Below are 20,453 nucleotides of genomic sequence, written 5' to 3'. Positions count from 1 at the left end.
GCACCCGGGTGGGCGATCACGCAGCCGAAAGCTCGTGACCGCCCACCCGGGTGTTGTGCTGTCACGCCTTTTCCATACGCTCTTCCGGTGCATCCGGATGTTGCCTGGACTTTCTCCGTGCGGGGAATTCCCGAAACCCAGAAGAATTCCTAGTTATTCCTGAACAGCCTTGCCGGGTGTGCACAGCGCGTGACCAGAATACCGGCGATCGGTTCACCGCCATGGGAGAAGTTGATGCTGACCCACGTGCCGCTTCCGCAACGTCAAGAGCTCACCTCACGTGGCATGTTCCTGGCACACCCGCGCCTGCCGTGGCCGCTCAGGGCGATGAACGCGCTGCTCGGGCCGCTGGCGCCGCGGCTGTGGCCGCTGGAACCCGAAGCGCTCAAGCGCAAGGCGGCCCTCAGAACCAAGGTGCCGGCCGCCGCTGAGGGCAGCGCCTTCGAGGAACCGCTGGCCCTGCTGTGCCACTCGCTCACCAATGAAGTCCAACTGAGCGCGAACGGCAGATTCATGCTCCACAGCCAGCTGGTCAAGAACCTGTCGACCCGGCTCCGACTGGCGGAACTGGCCGCACGGCGCCCGGAGATCTTCGACACCCCGGTACCCGAACCGCTCTTCATCACCGGCGCACCGCGCACCGGCACGACCTTTCTGCAACGGCTCATCGCCCGGGACCAGCGCTCCCGTTCCCTCCCGCTGTGGGAATCGACGCACCCTCTGCCCGACGGTGAGCTGACCGCGCCCCGCAAGGACCCCGACCCCCGGATCAAGGCCAGCCGGGTCGAGGTCGGGATGACCAACCGGATCCTGCCCGAGCAGGCCTCGATGCACGAGCTGGTGTACGACGAGGCCGAAGAGGACAACCTGCTGCTGTCGCTGAGCCATTGCTCACCCATGTACGAGGACATCGGGCTGGTCCCCGCGTACGCCCAGTGGTACACCACCGCCGATCACGCCGAGGGCTACCGCTACTTCAAGCGCGTCCTGCAGTTCCTCCAGTGGAGCCGTCCGGCCGGTGACCGCTGGGTCCTGAAGTCCCCTGGCCACGCCGAAATGCTGGTGCCGCTGTTCGGCGCCTTCGGGGACGCCACGGTGGTGCAGACCCACCGGGACCCGGTGACCTCGGTGATCTCCTTCAGCAATATGGTCGCCTACGGCGCCAGGGTCTACTTCGACCACCCGAACCCGCATCTGATCGGGAAGTTCGCCGCCAACATCATCGAGCGGTCGCTGCGCGCCGCGCTGCGCGACCGCGCCGGCCACGAGCACCAGGTCGTGGACGTGCTCTTCCGCCCGCTCGTCGAGGATCCGATCCGCGAAGTGAGCCGGGTGTACGAGGCGGCCGGCCGCGAACTCGACGACGTCACCGAGAAGGCGATGCGCGAGTACGCCACGGCCGAGAAGCATCGCAGCGGCCGGCACCGCTACGCCGCCGAGGACTTCGCCCTGAACGTCGGCGAACTCAGAGAGCGCTTCGCCTTCTACTACGACCGCTTCGACGTACCGCAGGAGAAGCGCTGACATGAACGATGACGGCCTCAGGTGCGGATGCGCCGGCGCCACGGTCTGGTTCACCGGCCTGCCGGGCTCCGGCAAGACCGCCGTCGCGCGGGCCCTCGCCAGCACCCTGCGCGCCCGGCGCCACCGGGTGGAACTCCTCGACGGCGACGCCCGGCACGCGACGCTGCCCACCGGGCCCACCCGGGACGACCCGGGCCGGCACGCGGAGCGCACCGGCCTCGCCGCCGAAGTCCTGGCCCGTAACGGCTTCCTCACCCTGGTGTCCGCCACCGCCCCCGGCGCGGACAGCCGCGCCGCCGTACGCCGGCGCCATGAGGCGACCGGAACCCCGTACGTCGAAATCCACTTGGACGCACCGCAGTCGGTCTGCGACAAGCGCCGGTCCGCCCGGGAAGCGGCCGGGCCCGCCGCCGGCCCGACGGCGGCGGACGCCGCGTACGAGCCACCGGCCGAGCCCGACCTGCGCCTGGCCACGCACCACATGTCGGTCGCGGAATCCGCGGCCGCCGTCTACGCCCTGCTGGCGGACAAGGGCGTGGTGCGCTCCCGCTGCGACGAGACTTCGGACCGACTCCTGCTCGATCCCGACCCCGGTCCCGATCCCCATGCCGGTCAAGGGACTTGGAACCTCTGACGGAATGACCCTGGAAGCCGGTGCCGTCGCCTGCCGGCCCCTGGCTCAGCGATTCCGGGCGGTTCCCGCGGACCCGGGCGGCCTTTCCCGGCCGGCTGCTGCGTCGAGCAACATTTTCGCGGCCAGCGTCGCACCGTCGGTGCGGATCGTGCCGGCCACGGCCCTCGCTCGTGCTCCGGTCTCAGGGGCCAGAGCCGTGGTGAGTGAGTCTGACAGGGAGCTGACGGTCGGTGTCGGACCGGCGTGTGCCGCGCCGATGCCCAGCTCGGCCACCCGGGCGGCCCAGTACGGCTGGTCCACGATCTGGGGCACCACCACCTGAGGCGCGCCGGCCCGGGCGGCCGTCGTCGTGGTGCCCGCGCCGCCGTGGTGCACTACGGCGGCCACCCGGCCGAACAGCGCCTGCTGGTTGACCTCGCCGACGACGAAGCAGTCGTCCCGGTCGTCGATCAGGGCCAGGTCGGCCCAGCCACGGGCCACGACCGCGCGACGCCCCTGCGCGCGGACCGCGTCGATGGCCACCCGGCCGACGTCCTTCGAGGTGTGCATGGCCATGCTTCCGAAGCCCACGTACACCGGCGGTTCACCGGCCTCCAGGAACGCCTCAAGGCCTTCCGGGAGCGGGCGTTCGTCCGGCAGGATCCACGCCCCGGTCGGCACGAGGTCGAGTTCCGTCATCTCCCGCCACGGGCCCAGGACCGGATCCGCCGCCAGCCACGGCTGATCGGTGAAGACGTGGTCACGGACGTTGTCCACCGGTGGCAGGCCGATCGCCGCCCGGTGACGGTTGAGCGCCTCCCCGTACAACGCGTTCACGCGCTGGGCGTCCTGCTCCCACAGCACCTTGAGGTCCGTCTCCTCCCGCGGGGACGGCGTGCCCGGCCGTGCCCCCGGACGGAAGTGCCGCGACGGCAGTCCGAACGGATGGAAGCACGCGAAGACGTAGGGGATGCCCAGCTTCTCGGCCACATCCCGTGCGCCGGCCGGCATCAGGCCGGTCGCAAGGAGCGCGTCACCTCCCTCGGCCGCCGCGGTGAGCGTGTCAAACCGCGCGGCGACCAACTCGGGCGCGAGTCGGAACGCGTCCTGCGCCGTCGGCGGCCGCTCGCCGGTCACCACTGACCGCACCGAGGGGCCGAGCGGCACCAGCTCCACGCCGACACCGGCCAGCAACGCCGCGAACTCCTCGTCCGGCGGTGCGCACACCCGTGCCTCCGCGCCGAGTTCCCGCAACCGCACCGCGACTGCCGCCAGCGGTTCGACATCCCCGCGCGACCCCCACGTCGACAACACCACACGCATATCGCTGATCCCCCATTTCCGCAGGTCCTGGCTTTCGGCCGCCGATTCTGCGGTATGACCCGGGTCTTGCCGCAAGCCCCCCTGTGCGCTATAGGTTGAGAGTGGCAGGGAGAGGAACTCCTTGCCTTTTTCTTTTGTGGTCCGCTGTGGACGGACGGCCTTTCGCGAAGCGGCGGCCCGCCGTGCCACCCTCCCGGGCAACAACTCCTGGCCGCATCAGAGTTGACCATTCCGCCCCAACAACGTCATCATTGATGACAACATCGATGATTTGGAGTGTGGGGCGGATATGGCAGGGGGCAAAGGCCGGGCTGTGCGGTTGTCGCCGGAGCTGATCGTGGAGGCGGCCGTGCGGATCGCGGCGCGCGCGGAACCGGACGGGCTGACCGGACGGGCTCTGGGCGAGGAGCTGGGCGTGGACCGGTCGGCGGTGTGGCGGCATTTCGCGGACCGGGACGCACTGCTGCTGGCTGTGGGTGACCGACTGCTGGCCATGGCAGTGGAGCGGGTGCCCGACGACCTGGGGCCGCGGGAGATGCTGCAGGAGCTGGCCCGCTCCTTGGTGGAGGTCTTCGAGGCACACCCCTACGTCGGTGCGGCCGTCGCGTGCCGGACCACCCGCGGCCCGGGGGAGTTCGCCGCGATCGAGACGATGCTCGCGGCGCTGGAGGAGATCGGTCTGGACCAGCGCAGCGTGGCCCGATACCAACGGATGCTCGCCGACACCGTGCTGGCATACGCGGGCATGCGTGCCGGGTATGCCGCGCTCCCGCAGGAGGTACGCGCCGCTGACGAGCATGCCTGGGCCGGGGCGTACGCCACCGTCTCCCCCGAGCGCTATCCGGCCCTCACCACGCATCTGCCCCACCTGGCCGCGCAGGACGACGAGGCCGTCTTCCAGACGCTGATGGAAGCGTTCTGGCTGGCCGTTGACGCAACCGCCCGCGCCACCCCCAAGGACGCCGATGTCTGACCAGCACCCCGCCGCAGAAGCCGCCGACGAGGCTGTCGACACCGACCACAAAGCCCCGCAGGGCAGCGGCCCCGAGCCGGCAGCGCATCCCCGGCCCGCTTCCGCCGCCGACACCGCCTCCCGGATATCCGCGCCGACCGACAGCACCCCTGGCACCTCGCGGTCCGGGAGGCCGTGGGCACGGCGCGCACTACGACGCACCCTGATCGCGCTGCCGGTCGCGCTGGGCGTGCTGGTGGCCGGCTCCTACCTGGCCACCGCGCTGCTCGACATCCCCTCGCCGCCCACGCTGGCCCAGCTGTTGACCACCGAGCCCTCGCAGCAGGGAAGCCTGTTCGCCACCCGCACCATCCGCGCCTCGGCCGCACCGGCGCCCCTGCCCGTCCACCACGAGCCGCTTCCTGCCACCGTGCCGTGGAAGGGCAAGCGGGTGCCGACCGAGCAGTTTTTGGCCACCACCCGTACCAACGCCTTCCTCGTCCTCAAGGACGGCCGGCTGACCCACGAGTGGTACCGCGACGGGGTCGGGCCCACCACCCGCCTGTCCTCCTGGTCGGCCGCCAAGTCGGTGGTCTCCCTGCTCGCCGGGCAAGCCATCGAGCAGGGCAGACTCCGGGAGGACGATCGCCTGGTCGACCTCCTGCCCCAGCTGAAGACCGGCGGAGCCTACGACACCATCACCGTGCGCAACCTGCTGGACATGACCTCCGGCGTCGACGTCCCGGAGAACTACAACGAGCACTACCCGCTGACCGGTACCGCCCGGATGTACCTCACCCGTGACCTGACTGCCTTCGCACACGACCATCGCGCCCTGCAATATCCGCCGGGCAGCCGCGGGTCCTACCGCAGTATCGACACCGAACTCCTCGGCCAGATCCTGGCCAAGGTCGAAGGCCGACCCCTGTCCGACCTCCTGGCGGACAACATCTGGGCACCCATGGGAGCCCAGGACAGCGCCACCTGGAACCTCGACCACGACAACGGCAACGAGAAGGCGTTTTGCTGCATCAACGCCACCGCGCGCGACTACGCCAAGCTCGGCCAGCTCGTCCTGAACCACGGCAGCGCCCAGGGCAAACAGATCATCCCCCTGGCATGGATCACACGCATCGCCACCCCGGCACCCCACAAAGTCGACGGCTGGGGCTACTCCGCGCAGTGGTGGCACCCCGACGGCGGCAACGGTAAGGACTACTCCGCCCTCGGCGTGTACGGCCAGTACCTTTACGTCGACCCCGTCAGCAGGACCGTCATAGTGAAACTCAGCGACTACGGGGACCAGCAGGACGAACAGGAGACGTTCGACGCCCTGCGTGCCATCGCTCAGTCCGGCTGAGCTCTACCTGCTTTGCCGCCACGGGCACCCCGCACCTTCTTTCGGGCTGTCAGACCTGCGGCTGCCGTTCCCCGGTGGCCGCCGCGCGGGACAGCGCGACCACCCGGTCGAGGGTCGGGTCGCTGATGATCGTGGCGAGCTGCGCCATGAACGCCTCTTCCCGGCCGGACTCCAGCACCTCACGGCAGACACCCGCGACCATCGCGAGCAGCGACAGCGAGTCACCGCCCATCCGGTGGAAGTCCGCCTGCCCGTCGAGCCGGCAGCGCTCCACGCCCAGGGTGCGTGCCCAGACCTGGGCCACCGCCTCCTCCACCGGATCCACCGGCGCGGCCACCTCCGCGCGGAGCGGTGCGGCGCCCGGCTCCTCGGTGAACGGGTCCGGCAGCGCCTTTTCATCGACCTTGCCGCTGACCGTGTACGGCAGCTCCGGCACGAGGACGATCGCGGCCGGCACCATGTAACGGGGGAGCCGTTCGGCGGCGAAAGCGGTCAACTCCTTCGGTGTCACCTCCGCATGGGCCAGTACGTACGCGAACAGGGACTTGCCCGGTCGGCCGGGCCTGGCCCGGGCCACCACCACGACCCGGGCGGCCGCCGGATGGCCCTCCAGACACTGCGCCACCTCCGCCGGCTCCACCCGGTGGCCCCGCACCTTGACCTGGTTGTCGATCCGTCCGATGAACTCCAGCCCGCCCGAGGGAAGGACCCGGGCCAGATCGCCCGTGCGGTATACCCGGGTGCCGTCCGCCAGCCTGGGGAAGCGCTCCCGGTCCAGGTCCGGGCGGCCACGGTAGCCGCGGGCCAGCTGCGCCCCGCCGAGATACATCTCGCCCACCTCACCGGGGGCGACGAACCGCCGTTGCGCATCGAGCAGAAACACCTGGGTGTTGTCGGCCGGCATCCCGATCGGCACCACGGCCCGGCTCAGATCCGTCTCCGGACGGAAGGTGTACGCCGTGCACCCGATGGTCGCCTCGGTCGGCCCGTACTCGTTGACGATCCGGCACTGCGCCCCGAACATCTCCTGCGCCCGCGCCGCGACCTCCACCCGCAGCTGCTCACCGATCACGATGATGGTGCGGAACCCGGCCGGGCGCATGTCCAGTTGCCCGATCAGATCGAGATGGGAGGGCGTCAGATTCAGCGTATTGGCGCCCGACTCCGCCAGCAGGCGGCGCAGCGAGAGGTGATGGGGCTCGTCACGCAGCAGGATCACTTCGCCGCCCGCCAGCAGGGGCAGGAACACGGACGTGCCCGAGACATCGAAGGACGGCGAGGTGAGGAGCGGGAGGCGGGCTTCGGCATCCACCCCGAACTCCCTTGTGGCCCAGTGGACATAGTGCTGCAGGCTGCGGTGCTCGATCTGCACGCCCTTGGGCCGGCCCGTCGAGCCCGAGGTGTAGATGAGGTAGGCCAGGTCGTCCGGCGCCACCTCGACGTCCTCGAACGCGTCGTCCCCCGCGGCCCCGGAACGCTCCGGGTCCGCCGCCGCGGCCATCAACTCGTCCAGCACCAGCGGCACACACCCGTCCGGTATGCAGTCGCGCTGCTCGTACGGCCGCTCCACCAGGCAGTACGCGGCCCCCGCATCGGCCAGCAGCCCGGCCAGACGGATGTCCGGATGCTGCGCATCCACCGGCAGATAGCAGGCACCGGCCCGCAGTACGCCCCACAGCCCCGCCACCCCCGCCACCGACCGGCCGGCGAGCAGGGCGACGACGCTGCCCCGGCCGGCGCCGCGACAGGCCAGTTCGGCGGCCACGGCATCCGCGCGGCGGCTCAGCTCGGCATAGGTGACCGTCCCCTCCGGCCCGCTGAGCGCCACCCGGTCGGGCGTCCGCCGGACCTGCTCGCGGAAGAGCCGGACCACCGAACCGTCCGTGGGCAGCGCTCGCGCGGTGTCGTTGCCCGCCCAGTGGCGGTGCGCACGGGGCGACAGCGCCTCTTCGACGTGGTCGAGCAGCGCCTCGGCACGCTCCGCGACGCCGGGGCCGTCCTGCCACGCCAAGGTGATCTCGGTGTGGCCCGCGCTCTCCATCATCTCGATCGAGGGCGGGCTGCCGGGACCGGTGCCGCCCAGGGTGTACAGCGTCCTGGCCCGGAATCCGGCGGTGCTGAAGTCCTGGAGACCGAAGGCGCCCAGATGCGTGACGAAGCCCAGGGCGGAGAACCGGCCCTTGCGGACGGCCGTACGGTCGACCGCCGCCGACAGCAGGCGCAGCACCGGCAACGGCGCCTGGAGCAGGCGGGGTTCGGTGCGCAGCGCCAGCTCCTCCTTCGCGGAGAGGGCGGTGAGCATCCTGCGATGCGTCTCCTCCCAGCCGTCCCCGGGGGCGACATCCAGCACCAGCGCCTGGGACAGCCAGGCCGTGGAACGGATCGTGGCGTCATGGCGGCGCAGATCGACCGGAACGAAGAACTGCCCCCTGCCCTCCGGTCCGTACTCCGCCGCGAGCGCGGTGGTCACCTTTGCCGTGATCGCCGGGTGGCTGCCGTCGACGGTCCGGCGCCGCCAGAGCACCCCGCGCCCTCGTCGCGGCAGCTGCCCCAGCGGGGAGGGCCAGGCCAGTTTCCCCACGCCCTGCGGGATCGGCGGCAGCCCGTCCGGCAGATCGAGCTGCTCCAGAAACTCGTCGCTGTTGAGCCGCGCGGGCGCGCCCAGCGGCTGCTCACCGCGCAGCACCCGGAACACATCGACGGCCCAGGGCAGCAGGCCCCGGGCATCGGTCACGGCATGACAGGCCCGGAAGACCACGGTGACCGGATCCCCGGGAAACAGCAGCACTTCACAGGTCGGCCCCGACGGACTCAGCGGCTTGCGCAGCGCCGGTGAGTCGAGGAGCTGCCCGTCGAACGGGCCGGGCAGGACGTGCACCAAGGGGGCGGTTCCGCTGTCCACCCACCGGCGCCCCTGCCGTCCGAGCCGGGTCCCCGGGCACGCCGTCGAGGCGGCCGCGACCGCCGTGCGGAGTTCCTCGGCGTCCAGGGTTCCGTCGCCTTCGATGACGTGCTGAATGGTGTTCCGGCCGCCCATGCCCACGTACAGCCATTCCTCGGCCGACAGGGGTCTGGTGTAGGGCTGACACTCGGAAGAGTCACGCATTCCTGGCCTCCGGGGAGAAAGCCGGCTCCATGCTGCCGGTCGGCGCATATCATGCGCCCTCGGCGACTAGGGGAGCCCTTAGCTTTTGCCGGACCGGGAACTCTGGAATCCATGATTCCGATTCGGTCGGACGTGTGGCAGCCGTGCGTCTGACGTGCGCGGGACGGGCGACATCGCGCAGTGGCCGGCCGAACCGGCCCTTACGGCACCGACTGGACCGTGCTCCCGGTGGAAGCGGCGAAGCTGACGTCGCCGTTGTACTGGGCGGTGATGACGTGGCTCCCCTTGGACAGCGGATTGAACGACGTCGTGGCCGTCCCGCCGACCAGCGGCACGGTCTGTGGAGTGCGCCCGGTGATGGCGACGGTGACGGTTCCGGTGGGCACCCCCGCACCGGGGGCGACGGGAGCCACGGTCGCGGTGACCGTGACCCGGTCACCCGTCGTCGAGGGGTTCGGCGAGGAGACCACGGTCGTGGTGGTGGCGGCCTTGTTGACGGTCTGGGTGTCGGTGCCGCTCGATGCCGTGAAGCTGGCGTCCCCGCTGTAGGTGGCGGTGACGGTGAACGGGCTCCCCGTGGGGGTCGCGTAGGCGTGGGTGACGGTGGCGATACCGCCGGACAGCGTCGCCGTGGCGGAACTCGTACCGTCGCCGAAGCTGAACGTGACCGTCCCGGTCGGCGCACCGGCCGCCGTGGAGACGGTCGCCCTGAGGGTGACCGGCTGGCCGACCACCGAGGGGTCCGGGGACGAAGTCACCGTGGTGGTCGTCGAGTTCTTGTTGACGGTCTGGGTGTCGGCGCCACTGGACGCGGTGAAGTTGGCGTCCCCGTTGTAGGCGGCGGTGATGGGGAACGGACTGCCTGTCTTGGTGGCGTAGGTGTGGGTGACGGTGGCGAGACCGCCGGACAGCGTTGCGGTGGCGGAGCCCGTACCGTCGCCGAAGCTGAAGGTGACGGTGCCGGTGGGGGCGCCGGCTCCCGGGGCGAGTGCGGAGACCGCGGCGGTGAGGGTGACCGACTGGCCGGCTGCTGAGGGGTCGGGTGAGGAGCTCAGGGCCGTGGTGGTGGCGGCCTTGTTGACGGTTTGGGTGTCGGTGCCGCTGGACGACGTGTAGTTGGCGTCTCCGTTGTAGGTGGCGGTGAGGGTGTACGGGGTGCCGGAGGTGCTGGTGTAGGTGTGGGTGGTGGTGGCGGTGCCGCCGGAGAGGGTTGCGGTGGTGGTGGGGGTGCCGTCGCCGAAGGTGAAGGTGACGGTGCCGGTGGGGGTGCCGGCTCCTGGTGCGACGGACGCCACGGTGGCGGTGAGCGTGGTGGGTTGGCCGACGACCGTGGGGTCGGGTGAGGAGCTCAGGGCCGTGGTGGTGGCGGCCTTGTTGACGGTTTGGGTGTCGGTGCCGCTGGACGACGTGTAGTTGGCGTCTCCGTTGTAGGTGGCGGTGAGGGTGTACGGGGTGCCGGAGGTGCTGGTGTAGGTGTGGGTGGTGGTGGCGGTGCCGCCGGAGAGGGTTGCGGTGGTGGTGGGGGTGCCGTCGCCGAAGGTGAAGGTGACGGTGCCGGTGGGGGTGCCGGCTCCTGGTGCGACGGACGCCACGGTGGCGGTGAGCGTGGTGGGTTGGCCGACGACCGTGGGGTCGGGGGAGGAGCTCAGGGCCGTGGTGGTGGCGGCCTTGTTGACGGTTTGGGTGTCCGTACCGCTGGACGACGTGTAGTTGGCGTCCCCGTTGTACGTGGCGGTCAGCGTGTAGGGGCTGCTGGAGGCGCTGATGTGGGTGACGGTGGCGGTGCCGCCGGAGAGGGTTGCGGTGGTGGACGGGGTGCCGTCGCCGAAGGAGAAGGTGACGGTGCCGGTCGGCGTGCCGGTGCCCGGTGCGACGGACGCCACTGTGGCGGTGACCGTCATCAACTGCCCCACGACGGAGGGATCCGGCGAGGAGACCACGGCCGTCGTGGTGGCCGCCTTGCCGACGGTCTGCGACTCCGTGCCGCTGGACGACGTGTGGTTCGGGTCTCCGTTGTAGGTGGCGGTGAGGGTGTACGGGCTGCCGGAGGTGCTGGTGTAGGTGTGGGTGACGCTGGCCAGGCCGCTGGTCGCGGGAGCCGTGACCGGTGCGGTGCCGTCGCCGAAGTCGAAGGTGACGGTGCCGGTGGGGATGCCGTCTCCTGGCGCGATGGCCGCCACCGTGGCGGTGATCGTCGTGGGTTGGCCGACGACCGTGGGGTCGGGGGAGGAGACCACGGCCGTGGTGGTGGCCGCCTTGTTGACCGTCTGGGTGTCCGTACCGTCCGACGGCAGGAAGCTGGTGTCCCCGTCATAGTGCGCGGTCACGGTGAAGGGCCCACCCGCGCTCGTATACGTGTGGGTGACGCCGGCCTGGCCGCTGGTCGTGGGCGCCGTGACCGGTGCCGAGCCGTCGCCGAAGTCGAAGGTGACGGTGCCGGTCGGTACTCCGGCTCCCGGCCCGAGGGGAGCCACGGTCGCCGTGAGGGTCACCGGCTGGCCGGCCACTGACGGGTCCGGCGCGGCGGTCACCGTCGTGCGGGTCGACGCCGGCGCGACCGTGTGGAGGTCCGTGCCCGAGGAGGAGCTGAAGTTGGAGTCCCCGCTGTAGTGCGCCGTGACCGTGTAGGGGCTGCCCGTCGCCGCCCGGTAGGTGTACGCGACGGTCGCCGTGCCGCCGGAGACCGGTGCCGTGATGGGAGCCATGTCGTCGCCGAAGGTGAAGGTCACCGTGCCGGTGGGCACTCCGGCGCCGGGCGGGGTCGGTGCCACGGTCGCGGTGAAGGTCACCGGCTGGCCCGTCACCGTGGGATCGGGGGAGGAGGTCACCGTGGTCGACGTGGTGGCGGCGCCCGCCGACACCGTGTGGAGACCGGTGCCGGTGGTGGGGGCGAAGTCGGGGTCCCCGCTGTAGTGCGCCGTGACCGTGTAGGGACTGGCGGACGCGGCCGCATAGGTGTGGGCGAGGGTCGCCACGCCGCCGGAGACCGGCGCCGTGACGGGTGCGGTGCCGTCGCCGAAGTCGAAGGTGACGGTCCCGGTGGGCGTGCCCGTGCCCGGAGGGACGGCGGAGACCCGCGCGGTGAACGTGACCTCCTGCCCGGCCACGGACGCGTCCGGGGAGGAGATCAGGGTCAGGCCGGAGGAGGCCTGGCCGACGGTCTGGGCATCGGTGCCCGTGGAGGGGCTGAAGTCGGCGTCGCCGCTGTAGGCGGCGGTGACCGGATACGGGCTGCCGGAGGTCCCGCCCCAGGTGTGCGTGACGGTCGCCGTGCCCGCGGCGACCGTGGCGGTGGCGGCGGGGGTGCCGTCGCCGAAGGTGAAGGTGACGGTGCCGGTGGGGGTGCCGTCGCCTGGTGCGACCGCGGTGACGGTCGCAGTGAGCGTCACCGGCTGGCCCGCCACCGACGGGTCGGGGGAGGACGCCAGGTCAGTGGTGGTGGCGGCCGGGGCGACGGTCTGGGTGCCGGTTCCCGAGGACGGAGTGAAACCCGAGTCCCCGCTGTAGTCGGCGGTGATGACGAAGGGGCTGCCGGAAGTCTCCGACCAGACATGGGTGATGCTCGCCGTGCCGTCCGTCACGGGTGCGGTGACGGACGTGGTGCCGTCGCCGAAGTCGAAGGTGACCGTGCCGGTCGGGGTCCCGGCTCCCGGGGGCGCCGCCGAGACCGTCGCGGTGACGGTCACCGGCTGGCCGGGCACGGAGGCGGCCGGCGACGAGCTGACCACCGTCGTCGACACCGCCGGCTGCACGAGGTGCGTATCGGTGGCCACCGAGGCGATGAACTCGTCGGCGCCGCTGTAGGTGGCGGTGACGGTGACGGGGCTGCCCGTCGTCTGCCCGTAGGTGTGCAAAGCCGTTGCCGCACCGTCCGCCACGGGAGCGTCGACCGGCGTGGTGCCGTCGCCGAAGTCGAACGTCACCGTCCCCGTCGGCGTCCCGTCCCCCGCGCCGTCCGGCGCTACCCTCGCGAAAAACGTCACCGGCTGCCCGGTCACCGACGGCTCCGGAAGTCCGTTGAGCGTGGTGGTGGTTGGCGCCGGGGTGACGCTCTGGGTGTCGCTTCCGGTGGAGGGGCTGAAGTCGGTGTCCCCGCTGTAGGTGGCGGTGACGGTGTACGGGCTGCCGGACGTTCTCGGCCAGACGTGGGTGGTGTCGGCCGTGCCGTCCGTGAGGGGTGCGGTGACGGCGGGGGTGCCGTCACCGAAGTCGAAGGTGACGGTCCCGGTGGGGAGGCCGTCTCCCGGCGCGATCGTCGAGACGGTGGCCGTGACGGTCACCGGCTGGCCCGCCACCGACGGGCCGGGGGCGGAGACGACGGCGGTGGCGGTCGCGGCCGGGGCGACGAGCTGGGTGCCGGTGCCCGTCGAGGGACCGAAGTCGGCGTCCCCGCTGAAGTCGGCCGTGAGGGTGTACGGGCTGCCGGACGTGCCGGCCCAGACGTGGGTCGCCGTCGCCAGACCGGCCACCACGGGAGCGGTGACGGCCGCGGTGCCGTCGCCGAAGTCGAAGGTGACCGTGCCGGTCGGCGTCCCGTTTCCCGGCGGCGCCGCCGAGACCGTCGCGGTCACGGTCACCGGCTGCCCCGCGACCGACGGATCGGGCGTCGAGGTGACCGCCGTGACGGACTGCGCCTGGTCGACGGTCTGCGTGGCGGTACCGCCGGAAGCGGTGAAGTCGGTGTCCCCGCCGTAGTCGGCGGTGACCGTGTACGGGCTGCCGGACGTGCCGGAGAAGGCGTGCTGCACGGTGGCCACGCCGCCGACGACGGGCATCGCGACCGGGGGCGTACCGTCGCCGAAGCCGAACGTCACCGTCCCCGTCGGTGAACCGCCGCCCGCCACCGGTTTCACGGTCGCCGTGAAGGTGACCGGCTGGCCCGCGACCGATGGACCCGGCGCGGCGGCCACCGTGGTGGTCGTCGCGTCCTGCAGGACCGCCTGGTTGGCGGTGGCCACCGCGGAGGAGAAGTCGTCGCTGCCGCTGTAGGTGGCGGTGACCGTGTACGGGCTGCCGAGGACGGAGGCGTAGGTGTGCGTGAGGTGGACCGCTCCGCCGGCCAACGGTGCCGTGCTGGGGGCCGTGCCGTCGCCGAAGTCGACGGTGACCGTACCGGAAGGCACCCCGGCGCCCGGCGGCACCGGAGTCGCCGTCGCGGTGACGGTCACCGGCTCGCCCGCCACCGAGGGGTCCGGACCGGTGGTCACCGCGACGGTGACCGCGGACGGGAGCACGGCCTGCGAGGCGGTGCCCGCGGAGGGGCTGAAGTCGGGGTCGCCGCTGTAGGTGGCCGCAATGGTGTAGGGGCTGTTGACCGTGGTGGTGTACGCATGCGTGACCGTCGCCAGACCGGCCACGGCGGGAGCGGTGACGGTCGGAGTGCCGTCGCCGAAGTCGAAGGTGACCGTTCCGGGCGGCGCACCCGTGCCCGGATCAACGGCCGCGAGATTCGCGGTGATGGTCACCGGCTGGCCGACCGTGGACGGATCCGGCGACGAGAAGACGCTGGTGGACGTCGCCGCCGGGTTCACCGTCTGGCTTTCGGTGCCCGTCGAACCGGTGAAGCTCGCATCGCCGTGGTAGTCGGCGGTGACGGCGTACGGACTGCCCGAGGCACTGGTGTAGGCGTGGACGGCGATCGCCGTCCCGTCCGCGACAGGTGCCCTGACGGTCGCGCTCCCGTCGCCGAAGTCGAAGGTGACCGCGCCCGTCGGGGAGCCGGCGCCCGCCTCCACCGCCGCGACGGTCGCAGTGAAGGTGACCGGCTCGCCGGTCACCGAGGGATCGGGGGAGGACACGACCGTCGTCGACGAAGCGGCCGGGGCGACCGTCTGGCTGTCCAGGCCGGCCGAACCCGCGAAGTTGGTGTCACCGTGGTAGACAGCGGTGATCGAGGAGGAGTCCGCGGCGGCGGTGTAGGTGTGGGTGGCCGTTGCCGTACCCGCGACGAGCGGGGCGTCGACGACCGCGGTGCCGTCGCCGAAGTTGAAGCTGACCGTCCCGGTCGGGGTACCCGAGGCGGGCGGGACGGCCGCGACCGTCGCGGTGAAGGTCACCGGCTCGCCGACGGTGGACGGGTCCGACGCCGAACTCACCGTCGTCGACGTGGTCGACACGCTGATCTCCACGCGCTGGGCAGTCGCACCGGAGGAGGCCGCGAAGTTGCCGTCACCGCTGTAGTCGGCGGTGACGGCATAGGGACTGCCCGCGGTGCTGGTGTACGTGTGCACCACCGTGGCCAGGCCGTTGGAGACCGACGCGGTGCCGGGCGCGGTGCCGTCGCCGAAGTCGAAGGTGACCGTGCCGGTCGGGGCGCCGGCACCCGGCGGAACAGGCAGCACCCTCGCGATCAGCGTCACGCTCTGGCCCACCGCCGAGGGCTCCGCCGACGAGGCCACCGTGGTGGTGGTCGCGGCCGGAGCGACGGTATGGGCGTTGGTGTCGTCGGAGGGCGCGAAGTCGGCGTCACCGCTGTAGTGCGCCGAGATGGTGTAGGAGCCGGCGCTGGTGTACGGGTGGGTGACCGTGGCCGTGCCTCCCACGAGCTCGGCGATGAGAACCGGGGTGCCGTCGCCGAAGTCGAAGGTGGCCCTTCCGGTCGGGATGCCGGCGCCGGGTGCGGTGGGCGTCACGGTGACCGTCACCGACTCGCCCGTCACGGACGGGTCGGGCGCCGCGGTCACCGTGGTGATGGTCCCGGCCTGCTCGACGCTGTGGATGTCCGTGGCGTTGGAATCGAGGAAGTTGGCGTCACCGCTGTAGACGACGGTGACCGCGTACGGGCTGCGCGCCGCACTGTTGTAGGCGTGGGTGAGTACGGCGCTGCCGTCGGTGAGCGGTGCGGTGACGGGTGCGGTGCCGTCGCCGAAGTCGAAGGTGACCGTCCCGGTCGGGGTGCCCGAGGCGGGCGGCACGGCGGCGACGGTCGCGGTGAAGGTGACCTCCTGGCCGGTCACCGAGAGGGACGGTGCGGCACTCACCACCGTCGCCGACGCGGCCTTGGTGACGACCTGACTGTCCGCCCCCGCCGAGGGGTTGAAGTTGCCGTCGCCGCTGTAGGTGGCGGCGACCGTGTACGGGCTGGCCGTCACCTCCGGATTGGTGTGGGAGACCGTCGCCGTGCCGCCCTCGACCGGTGCCGTGACGGGCGGGCTGGCATCGCTGAACTCGAAGGTCACCGTCCCCGTCGGCGCACCGGCCGCCGGATCCTCGGGGGTGACCTTCGCGACGAACGTCGTCGACTGCCCCACCGTGGAGGGATCGGGCGCCGAGGCGAGGCTGGTGGTGGTCTCGGCCGGCTGGACGGTCTGGCTGTCCGTCCCGGTGGAGGTGGTGAAGTCGGTGTCGCCGTTGTAGGTGGCGGTGACGGTGTAGGGGAGGTCGGCGGCGTCGGTGTAGGTGTGGGTGGTGGCGGCGGTGCCGCCGGAGAGGGTGGCGGTGGCGGTAGGGGTGCCGTCGCCGAAGTCGAAGGTGATGGTGCCGGTGGGGGTGCCTGTTCCGGGCGGGAGGGCGATGACGGTGGCGTTGAAGGTGACCTGTTGGCCGACGGTGGAGGGGTCGGGTGTGGAGGTCACCGTGGTCGCCGAGGATGCCTGCCCCACCGTCTGGCTGTCTGTCCCGGTGGAGGTGGTGAAGTCGGTGTCGCCGTTGTAGGTGGCGGTGACGGTGTAGGGGAGGTCGGCAGCGTCGGTGTAGGTGTGGAGGGTGGCGGTGCTGCCGTCGGTGAGGGGTGCGGTGACGGGTGGGGTGTCATCGCCGAAGTCGAAGGTGACGGTCCCGGTGGGGGTGCCCGCAACGGGCGGGAGGGCGGTGACCGCCGCGGTGATGGTCACCGGCTGTCCGGCCACGGAGGGGTCGGGTGTGGAGGTCACCGTGGTCGCAGTGGAAGCCTGCCCCACCGTCTGGCTGCCGGTCCCCGAAGAGGCGGTGAAGTTGCCGTCGTCGTTGTACGTGGCGGTGACCGTGTACGGGCTGCCGACAGTGCCGGCGTAGGTGTGGAGGGTGGCGGCGCTGCCGTCGGCGAGCGGCGCGGTGACGGGCGGTGTGCCGTCGCCGAAGTCGAAGGTGACGGTCCCGGTCGGGGTGCCCGCACCGGGCGGGAGGGCGGCGACCGTTGCGCTGACGGTCACCGGCTGTCCGGCCACGGAGGGGTCCGGGTCAAGGCCCACCGTGGTGGCCGTCGCCGCCTGTTGGACGGTCTGGGTGTCCGTCCCGGTGGAGGTGGTGAAGTTGGCGTCGCCGCTGTACGTGGCGGTGACCGGGTACGGATTCGCGGCGGCGTCCGGATAGGCGTGGGTCACCGACGCGGCACCACTCGACACCGGCAGGGTGAGCTGCGGGGTGCCGTCGCCGAAGTCGAAGGTCACCGTTCCGGTCGGCACACCGGCGCCCGGCGGGGCGACGGCGACCCGCGCCACGAAGGTGACCGACTGCCCGGCCGGCGACGGGTCGGGGGTGGAGGTCACCGTGGTGGTCGTCGGTGCCGCCTCGACGACCTGGGTGTCCGTGACGGTGGAGGCGGTGAAGTCATCGTCGCCGCTGTAGTTGGCAGTGACGGCGTAGGGGGTGCCCGAGGGCCCGGTGTAGGCGTGACTGACCGTGGCCGTGCCGTTCGTAACTGCCGCTGTGACAACGGCAGTTCCGTCGCCGAAGTCGAACGTGACGGTGCCGGACGGGGTGCCCAACGTCGGCGGGACCCCCGTCACGGTAGCCGTGAAGGTGACCGGCTGGCCGACCAGAGCGGGGTCGGGCGTGGAGGTGACGGCCGTCGCCGAGGGCGCCTTGTAGTCGAAGGCGGCGGGCACCGTCACACTCCCCCCGGGGGTGGTGACGGTGACGTCGGCGAGGCCGGGGGGCCCTGCGGGTGTCACCGCGACGATGAGGGTGTCGGAGAACGCGCGGAAGGAGACCGCGGGGAGAGCGCCGAAGCTGACGCCGGTGACGCCGGAGAGACCTGTTCCGGTCAGGATGACGGTGCTGCCGCCGGCGATCGGCCCGGTGGCCGGGATGACACCGGTGACTGACGGTGCGGCCGCATAGGTGTAGGGCAGACGGTTGCTCACTCCGCCGACGCTGCTGACGTAGACCGGGACGGTGCCCGGACCCGCGACAGGGGGAGCGATCACCAGGAGCCGCGCGTCGGAGAGCACCACGGGGAAGGCGACGGCATCGCCGAAGTGCACCAGCAGGGCGGTGCTCAGACTGAAGCCGCGGAGTTCGACGACATTGCCCCCGCCGACCGGACCGGCCGCCGGGTTGATGGCCGACAGGGCGGGCCAGTGGAGGTAGTAGAAGTAGCCGATGCGGGCGGTGCCCCCGGGGGTGGTGACCGTGACCGGGACCGCTCCGCTGCCCGCGGGGCTCACCGCGACGATGGTCTGGTCGTCGAGCACGACGAAGCCCGCGGCCGGGCGGGAACCGAAGTACACGGCCGTGGCGTTGCTGAAGTGGCTGCCGATCAGCGTCACCATGGTTCCGCCGCCGGAGGACCCCTGGTGCGGAAAGACACCGAAGAACTGGTTGAGGAGCCCGTACGCGCCGATCAGGAGCCCGCCCTGGGCGTACGGGGTCAGCATGGAACTGCCACGGCGGGTGCCGTGCCTGTGGTGACCGCGTCGGCGGCGGCATCTCCCGGGCGCGGCATCGGCAGTGGCGGGTACGGCCCCGGCGGGGAGGCGCACCGCCCCGCGACCACCCGTCGCAGACCGGTGACGTGCACAGGGCGGACGGCACGGACAGTATGCATGACGGCTCCAGACCAGCTCGCGGGCCTGCCGCACCATCGGCATCCGCGCGCATCGACATGGCCGGTACCCGTACGTCCTCAACGGAGGAGGGCTCGGGCGCAGCAGTGTCCGCACGCCGACGTTCCGCACCTGGCACGGCGCCTTCCACTCCCCCGGAGAGGATGGGCGGCCCACCGGATCGGACGGTCTCAGTAATCCATTCCGGTGAGGCGAAGGCAACGCTCCGGGTGCGAGCTCACCCGAAAGGCCGAGCGGAACTCGCCGCCCTTTCACGCCCCTTGACGCGGCGCGAGCCCGACGGGCGCCCTACACCCAGTGCGGCACGTTGTGCCCGGCCGGAGACAGCTCCACCCCGAATTCGAGGATCGCCGAGATCGCCTGAGCGATATCGGCCGGGGACTCCACATGGACGACGGGGAACGGAAACCGGAGCAGATTCCTGGGCAGCGACGGTCCGAGGACGAGCCCGAGCCGGGTGCCGTGCGCCTGCATCTCCGCCGTGAGCGCGCCGAGTTCGGCCGGCTGCACCACGTTCCGCAGGAAGAGGTCCCCGACCTCGTCCGCCGTACGGAGCGTCTTTGCTTCCAGCGCGGAGCACAGCGGCACGGCGGGGGCGGTGAACGGGAGACCGGGCACCACACACCGCATCCTGGCGTGCGCCTCCCCGCCGAGCGGACTGTGCACCGTGACGCGGTTGCCCTCGCTGATCCGGACGGCGCCCTCCGGGGCCTCGGCGGCAAGTCGCGCCAGCGCCTCGCCGTCCCCGGTCAGCAGCACCACCCGGTACGTTCCGCTGGTGTCCCGGCCCAGGGCGCCGCCGAAGCGGACCCGACCGTGCACGGCGCCGCGGTACCACTCGGGGTCCTCGCCGGCCGGCAGAAAGGCCAGTGCGATGGCCCCCGCACGGTCCGGGCCTTCGGTGGCGGCCTCGTCGGCCAGTGTCCGGATCAGCGCCTCGCGCGGGAGGGCGCCCGCCAGAGCGGACGCGACCATCGTCCCGATGCCCAGGCCGCCCAGCACACCGGGCCGGATCTTGTGCACCGCGAGCACGTCATGGATCCCGAGCATCGCCGTCGCCAGCGCCAGCCGGCCGATGAGGGCGCGCTCCCGCGCCCCGGCCCGGTCACGGCCCCTGCCGAGCAGCCGCCCGGCGTCCACGCCCGTCCAGTCGGCGACCTTTTGGTACCGGTGGCGCAGCACCGGAGAACTGTCGTAGAACGCGGCCAGTCCGCTCGGGTCGCAGGCGTCGAGATCGGTACCGCAGAGGAACGCGAGACCGGCGTCCGTCATCGGCGAACGGCCGACCGGGCCAGCGTCGGCACCAGGACGGCGGCCGCGACCAGATGCATGCACAGCAGCGTCACCTTGACACCGGTCGTGACGCCGCCCTGGACCGGGGCGATCAGGGAGAGGGCGAGGACCACGACCGCGACGGCCGTCCACACCTGGCGCGCCCGCTGGGTGAGGCGTTCCAGCAGGGCGAGCAGCGCCCAGGCGGCCAGTCCGACGACGAGGCCGGCGATGACGACCGCGGCCGGTCCGATGTGCTGGACCACGTCGCCGGGCTTCATCCGCACATCGAGCTGTACCCCCAGCAGTACCGCGGCGATCACCCACACCACGAACGTGGCGGCGGTGGTCCCGAGGACGGCCAGAACCCGGGCGGACCGTGGTGATGTCGCGGCCATGATGAACCAACCTCCTGAGGCGGACGTACAAGACCTGGCACGGCGGGGCGGGGTACCGCACCGCTGTCGTTCCACCGGCAGCGACCGCTGCACCGTGAGGCTAGGCCCCGCGCGCGGTGCTGCGCCACTGCTCCGGTTCCC

General features: G+C 71.8%; 8 protein-coding genes and 1 pseudogene. 4 read left to right on the top strand and 5 right to left on the bottom strand.

Going from position 1 to position 20,453, the window contains the following annotated elements:
- Positions 1 to 285 precede the first annotated feature (285 nt).
- On the top strand, positions 286 to 1,524 hold the full coding sequence (locus tag CPH93_RS01090) for a sulfotransferase family protein (protein ID WP_159394944.1): 1,239 nt from the start codon (positions 286 to 288) through the stop codon (positions 1,522 to 1,524).
- Position 1,525: 1 nt separating this feature from the next.
- A pseudogene (locus tag CPH93_RS01085) lies at positions 1,526 to 2,062 on the top strand (adenylyl-sulfate kinase); the annotation flags it as partial.
- 141 nt (positions 2,063 to 2,203) lie between these two features.
- Here the strand turns inward: CPH93_RS01085 and CPH93_RS01080 are convergent.
- Positions 2,204 to 3,460, bottom strand: a complete 1,257-nt coding sequence (locus tag CPH93_RS01080) for a glycosyltransferase (RefSeq protein WP_096211632.1) — start codon at positions 3,458 to 3,460, stop codon at positions 2,204 to 2,206.
- 289 nt (positions 3,461 to 3,749) lie between these two features.
- Here CPH93_RS01080 and CPH93_RS01075 point away from each other — a divergent pair, with 289 nt between their 5' ends.
- Together CPH93_RS01075 and CPH93_RS01070 are read left to right on the top strand one after the other, a co-directional pair.
- Positions 3,750 to 4,433: a TetR/AcrR family transcriptional regulator gene (locus CPH93_RS01075; RefSeq protein WP_093488122.1), complete on the top strand. Its 684-nt coding sequence runs from the start codon at positions 3,750 to 3,752 to the stop codon at positions 4,431 to 4,433.
- Entirely contained in the window at positions 4,426 to 5,772 is a 1,347-nt protein-coding gene (locus tag CPH93_RS01070; protein WP_096211631.1) for a serine hydrolase domain-containing protein, read from the top strand. Before CPH93_RS01075 ends, CPH93_RS01070 begins: the two co-directional genes overlap by 8 nt.
- A gap of 49 nt (positions 5,773 to 5,821) precedes the next feature.
- Here CPH93_RS01070 and CPH93_RS01065 read toward each other — a convergent pair whose 3' ends face one another.
- The 4 genes from CPH93_RS01065 to CPH93_RS01050 all read right to left on the bottom strand — a co-directional run bounded on the left by CPH93_RS01065 (position 5,822) and on the right by CPH93_RS01050 (position 20,312).
- Positions 5,822 to 8,878 (bottom strand): non-ribosomal peptide synthetase, encoded by a 3,057-nt coding sequence (locus tag CPH93_RS01065; protein ID WP_159394943.1) that lies wholly within the window; start codon positions 8,876 to 8,878, stop codon positions 5,822 to 5,824.
- A 200-nt stretch (positions 8,879 to 9,078) separates the two neighbouring features.
- Entirely contained in the window at positions 9,079 to 18,453 is a 9,375-nt protein-coding gene (locus CPH93_RS01060; RefSeq protein WP_159394942.1) for an Ig-like domain repeat protein, read from the bottom strand.
- A gap of 477 nt (positions 18,454 to 18,930) precedes the next feature.
- The gene (locus CPH93_RS01055) at positions 18,931 to 19,914 is read right to left on the bottom strand and encodes a malonyl transferase (RefSeq protein WP_096211628.1); all 984 of its coding nucleotides are present in this window, start codon (positions 19,912 to 19,914) and stop codon (positions 18,931 to 18,933) included.
- Positions 19,911 to 20,312, bottom strand: coding sequence for a DUF6069 family protein (locus CPH93_RS01050; RefSeq protein ID WP_096211627.1), 402 nt, complete (start codon positions 20,310 to 20,312; stop codon positions 19,911 to 19,913). Before CPH93_RS01050 ends, CPH93_RS01055 begins: the two co-directional genes overlap by 4 nt.
- Positions 20,313 to 20,453 lie beyond the last annotated feature (141 nt).

The organism is Streptomyces sp. 2323.1 (genome assembly GCF_900221035.1).
In the GTDB taxonomy this organism is placed as follows: domain Bacteria; phylum Actinomycetota; class Actinomycetes; order Streptomycetales; family Streptomycetaceae; genus Streptomyces; species Streptomyces sioyaensis.
The sequence above is the reverse complement of the archived record's forward strand: the minus strand, read 5'-3'. Positions and strand labels throughout refer to the sequence as shown.

What these genes read in the sequence shown, in the direction of transcription:
- CPH93_RS01055 (WP_096211628.1), bottom strand. Translation starts at nt 19,914, where the DNA reads ATGACGGACGCCGGTCTCGCGTTCCTCTGCGGTACCGATCTCGACGCC.
- CPH93_RS01075 (WP_093488122.1), top strand. Translation starts at nt 3,750, where the DNA reads ATGGCAGGGGGCAAAGGCCGGGCTGTGCGGTTGTCGCCGGAGCTGATC.
- CPH93_RS01080 (WP_096211632.1), bottom strand. Translation starts at nt 3,460, where the DNA reads ATGCGTGTGGTGTTGTCGACGTGGGGGTCGCGCGGGGATGTCGAACCG.
- CPH93_RS01060 (WP_159394942.1), bottom strand. Translation starts at nt 18,453, where the DNA reads ATGCTGACCCCGTACGCCCAGGGCGGGCTCCTGATCGGCGCGTACGGG.
- CPH93_RS01090 (WP_159394944.1), top strand. Translation starts at nt 286, where the DNA reads ATGTTCCTGGCACACCCGCGCCTGCCGTGGCCGCTCAGGGCGATGAAC.
- CPH93_RS01070 (WP_096211631.1), top strand. Translation starts at nt 4,426, where the DNA reads ATGTCTGACCAGCACCCCGCCGCAGAAGCCGCCGACGAGGCTGTCGAC.
- CPH93_RS01050 (WP_096211627.1), bottom strand. Translation starts at nt 20,312, where the DNA reads ATGGCCGCGACATCACCACGGTCCGCCCGGGTTCTGGCCGTCCTCGGG.
- CPH93_RS01065 (WP_159394943.1), bottom strand. Translation starts at nt 8,878, where the DNA reads ATGCGTGACTCTTCCGAGTGTCAGCCCTACACCAGACCCCTGTCGGCC.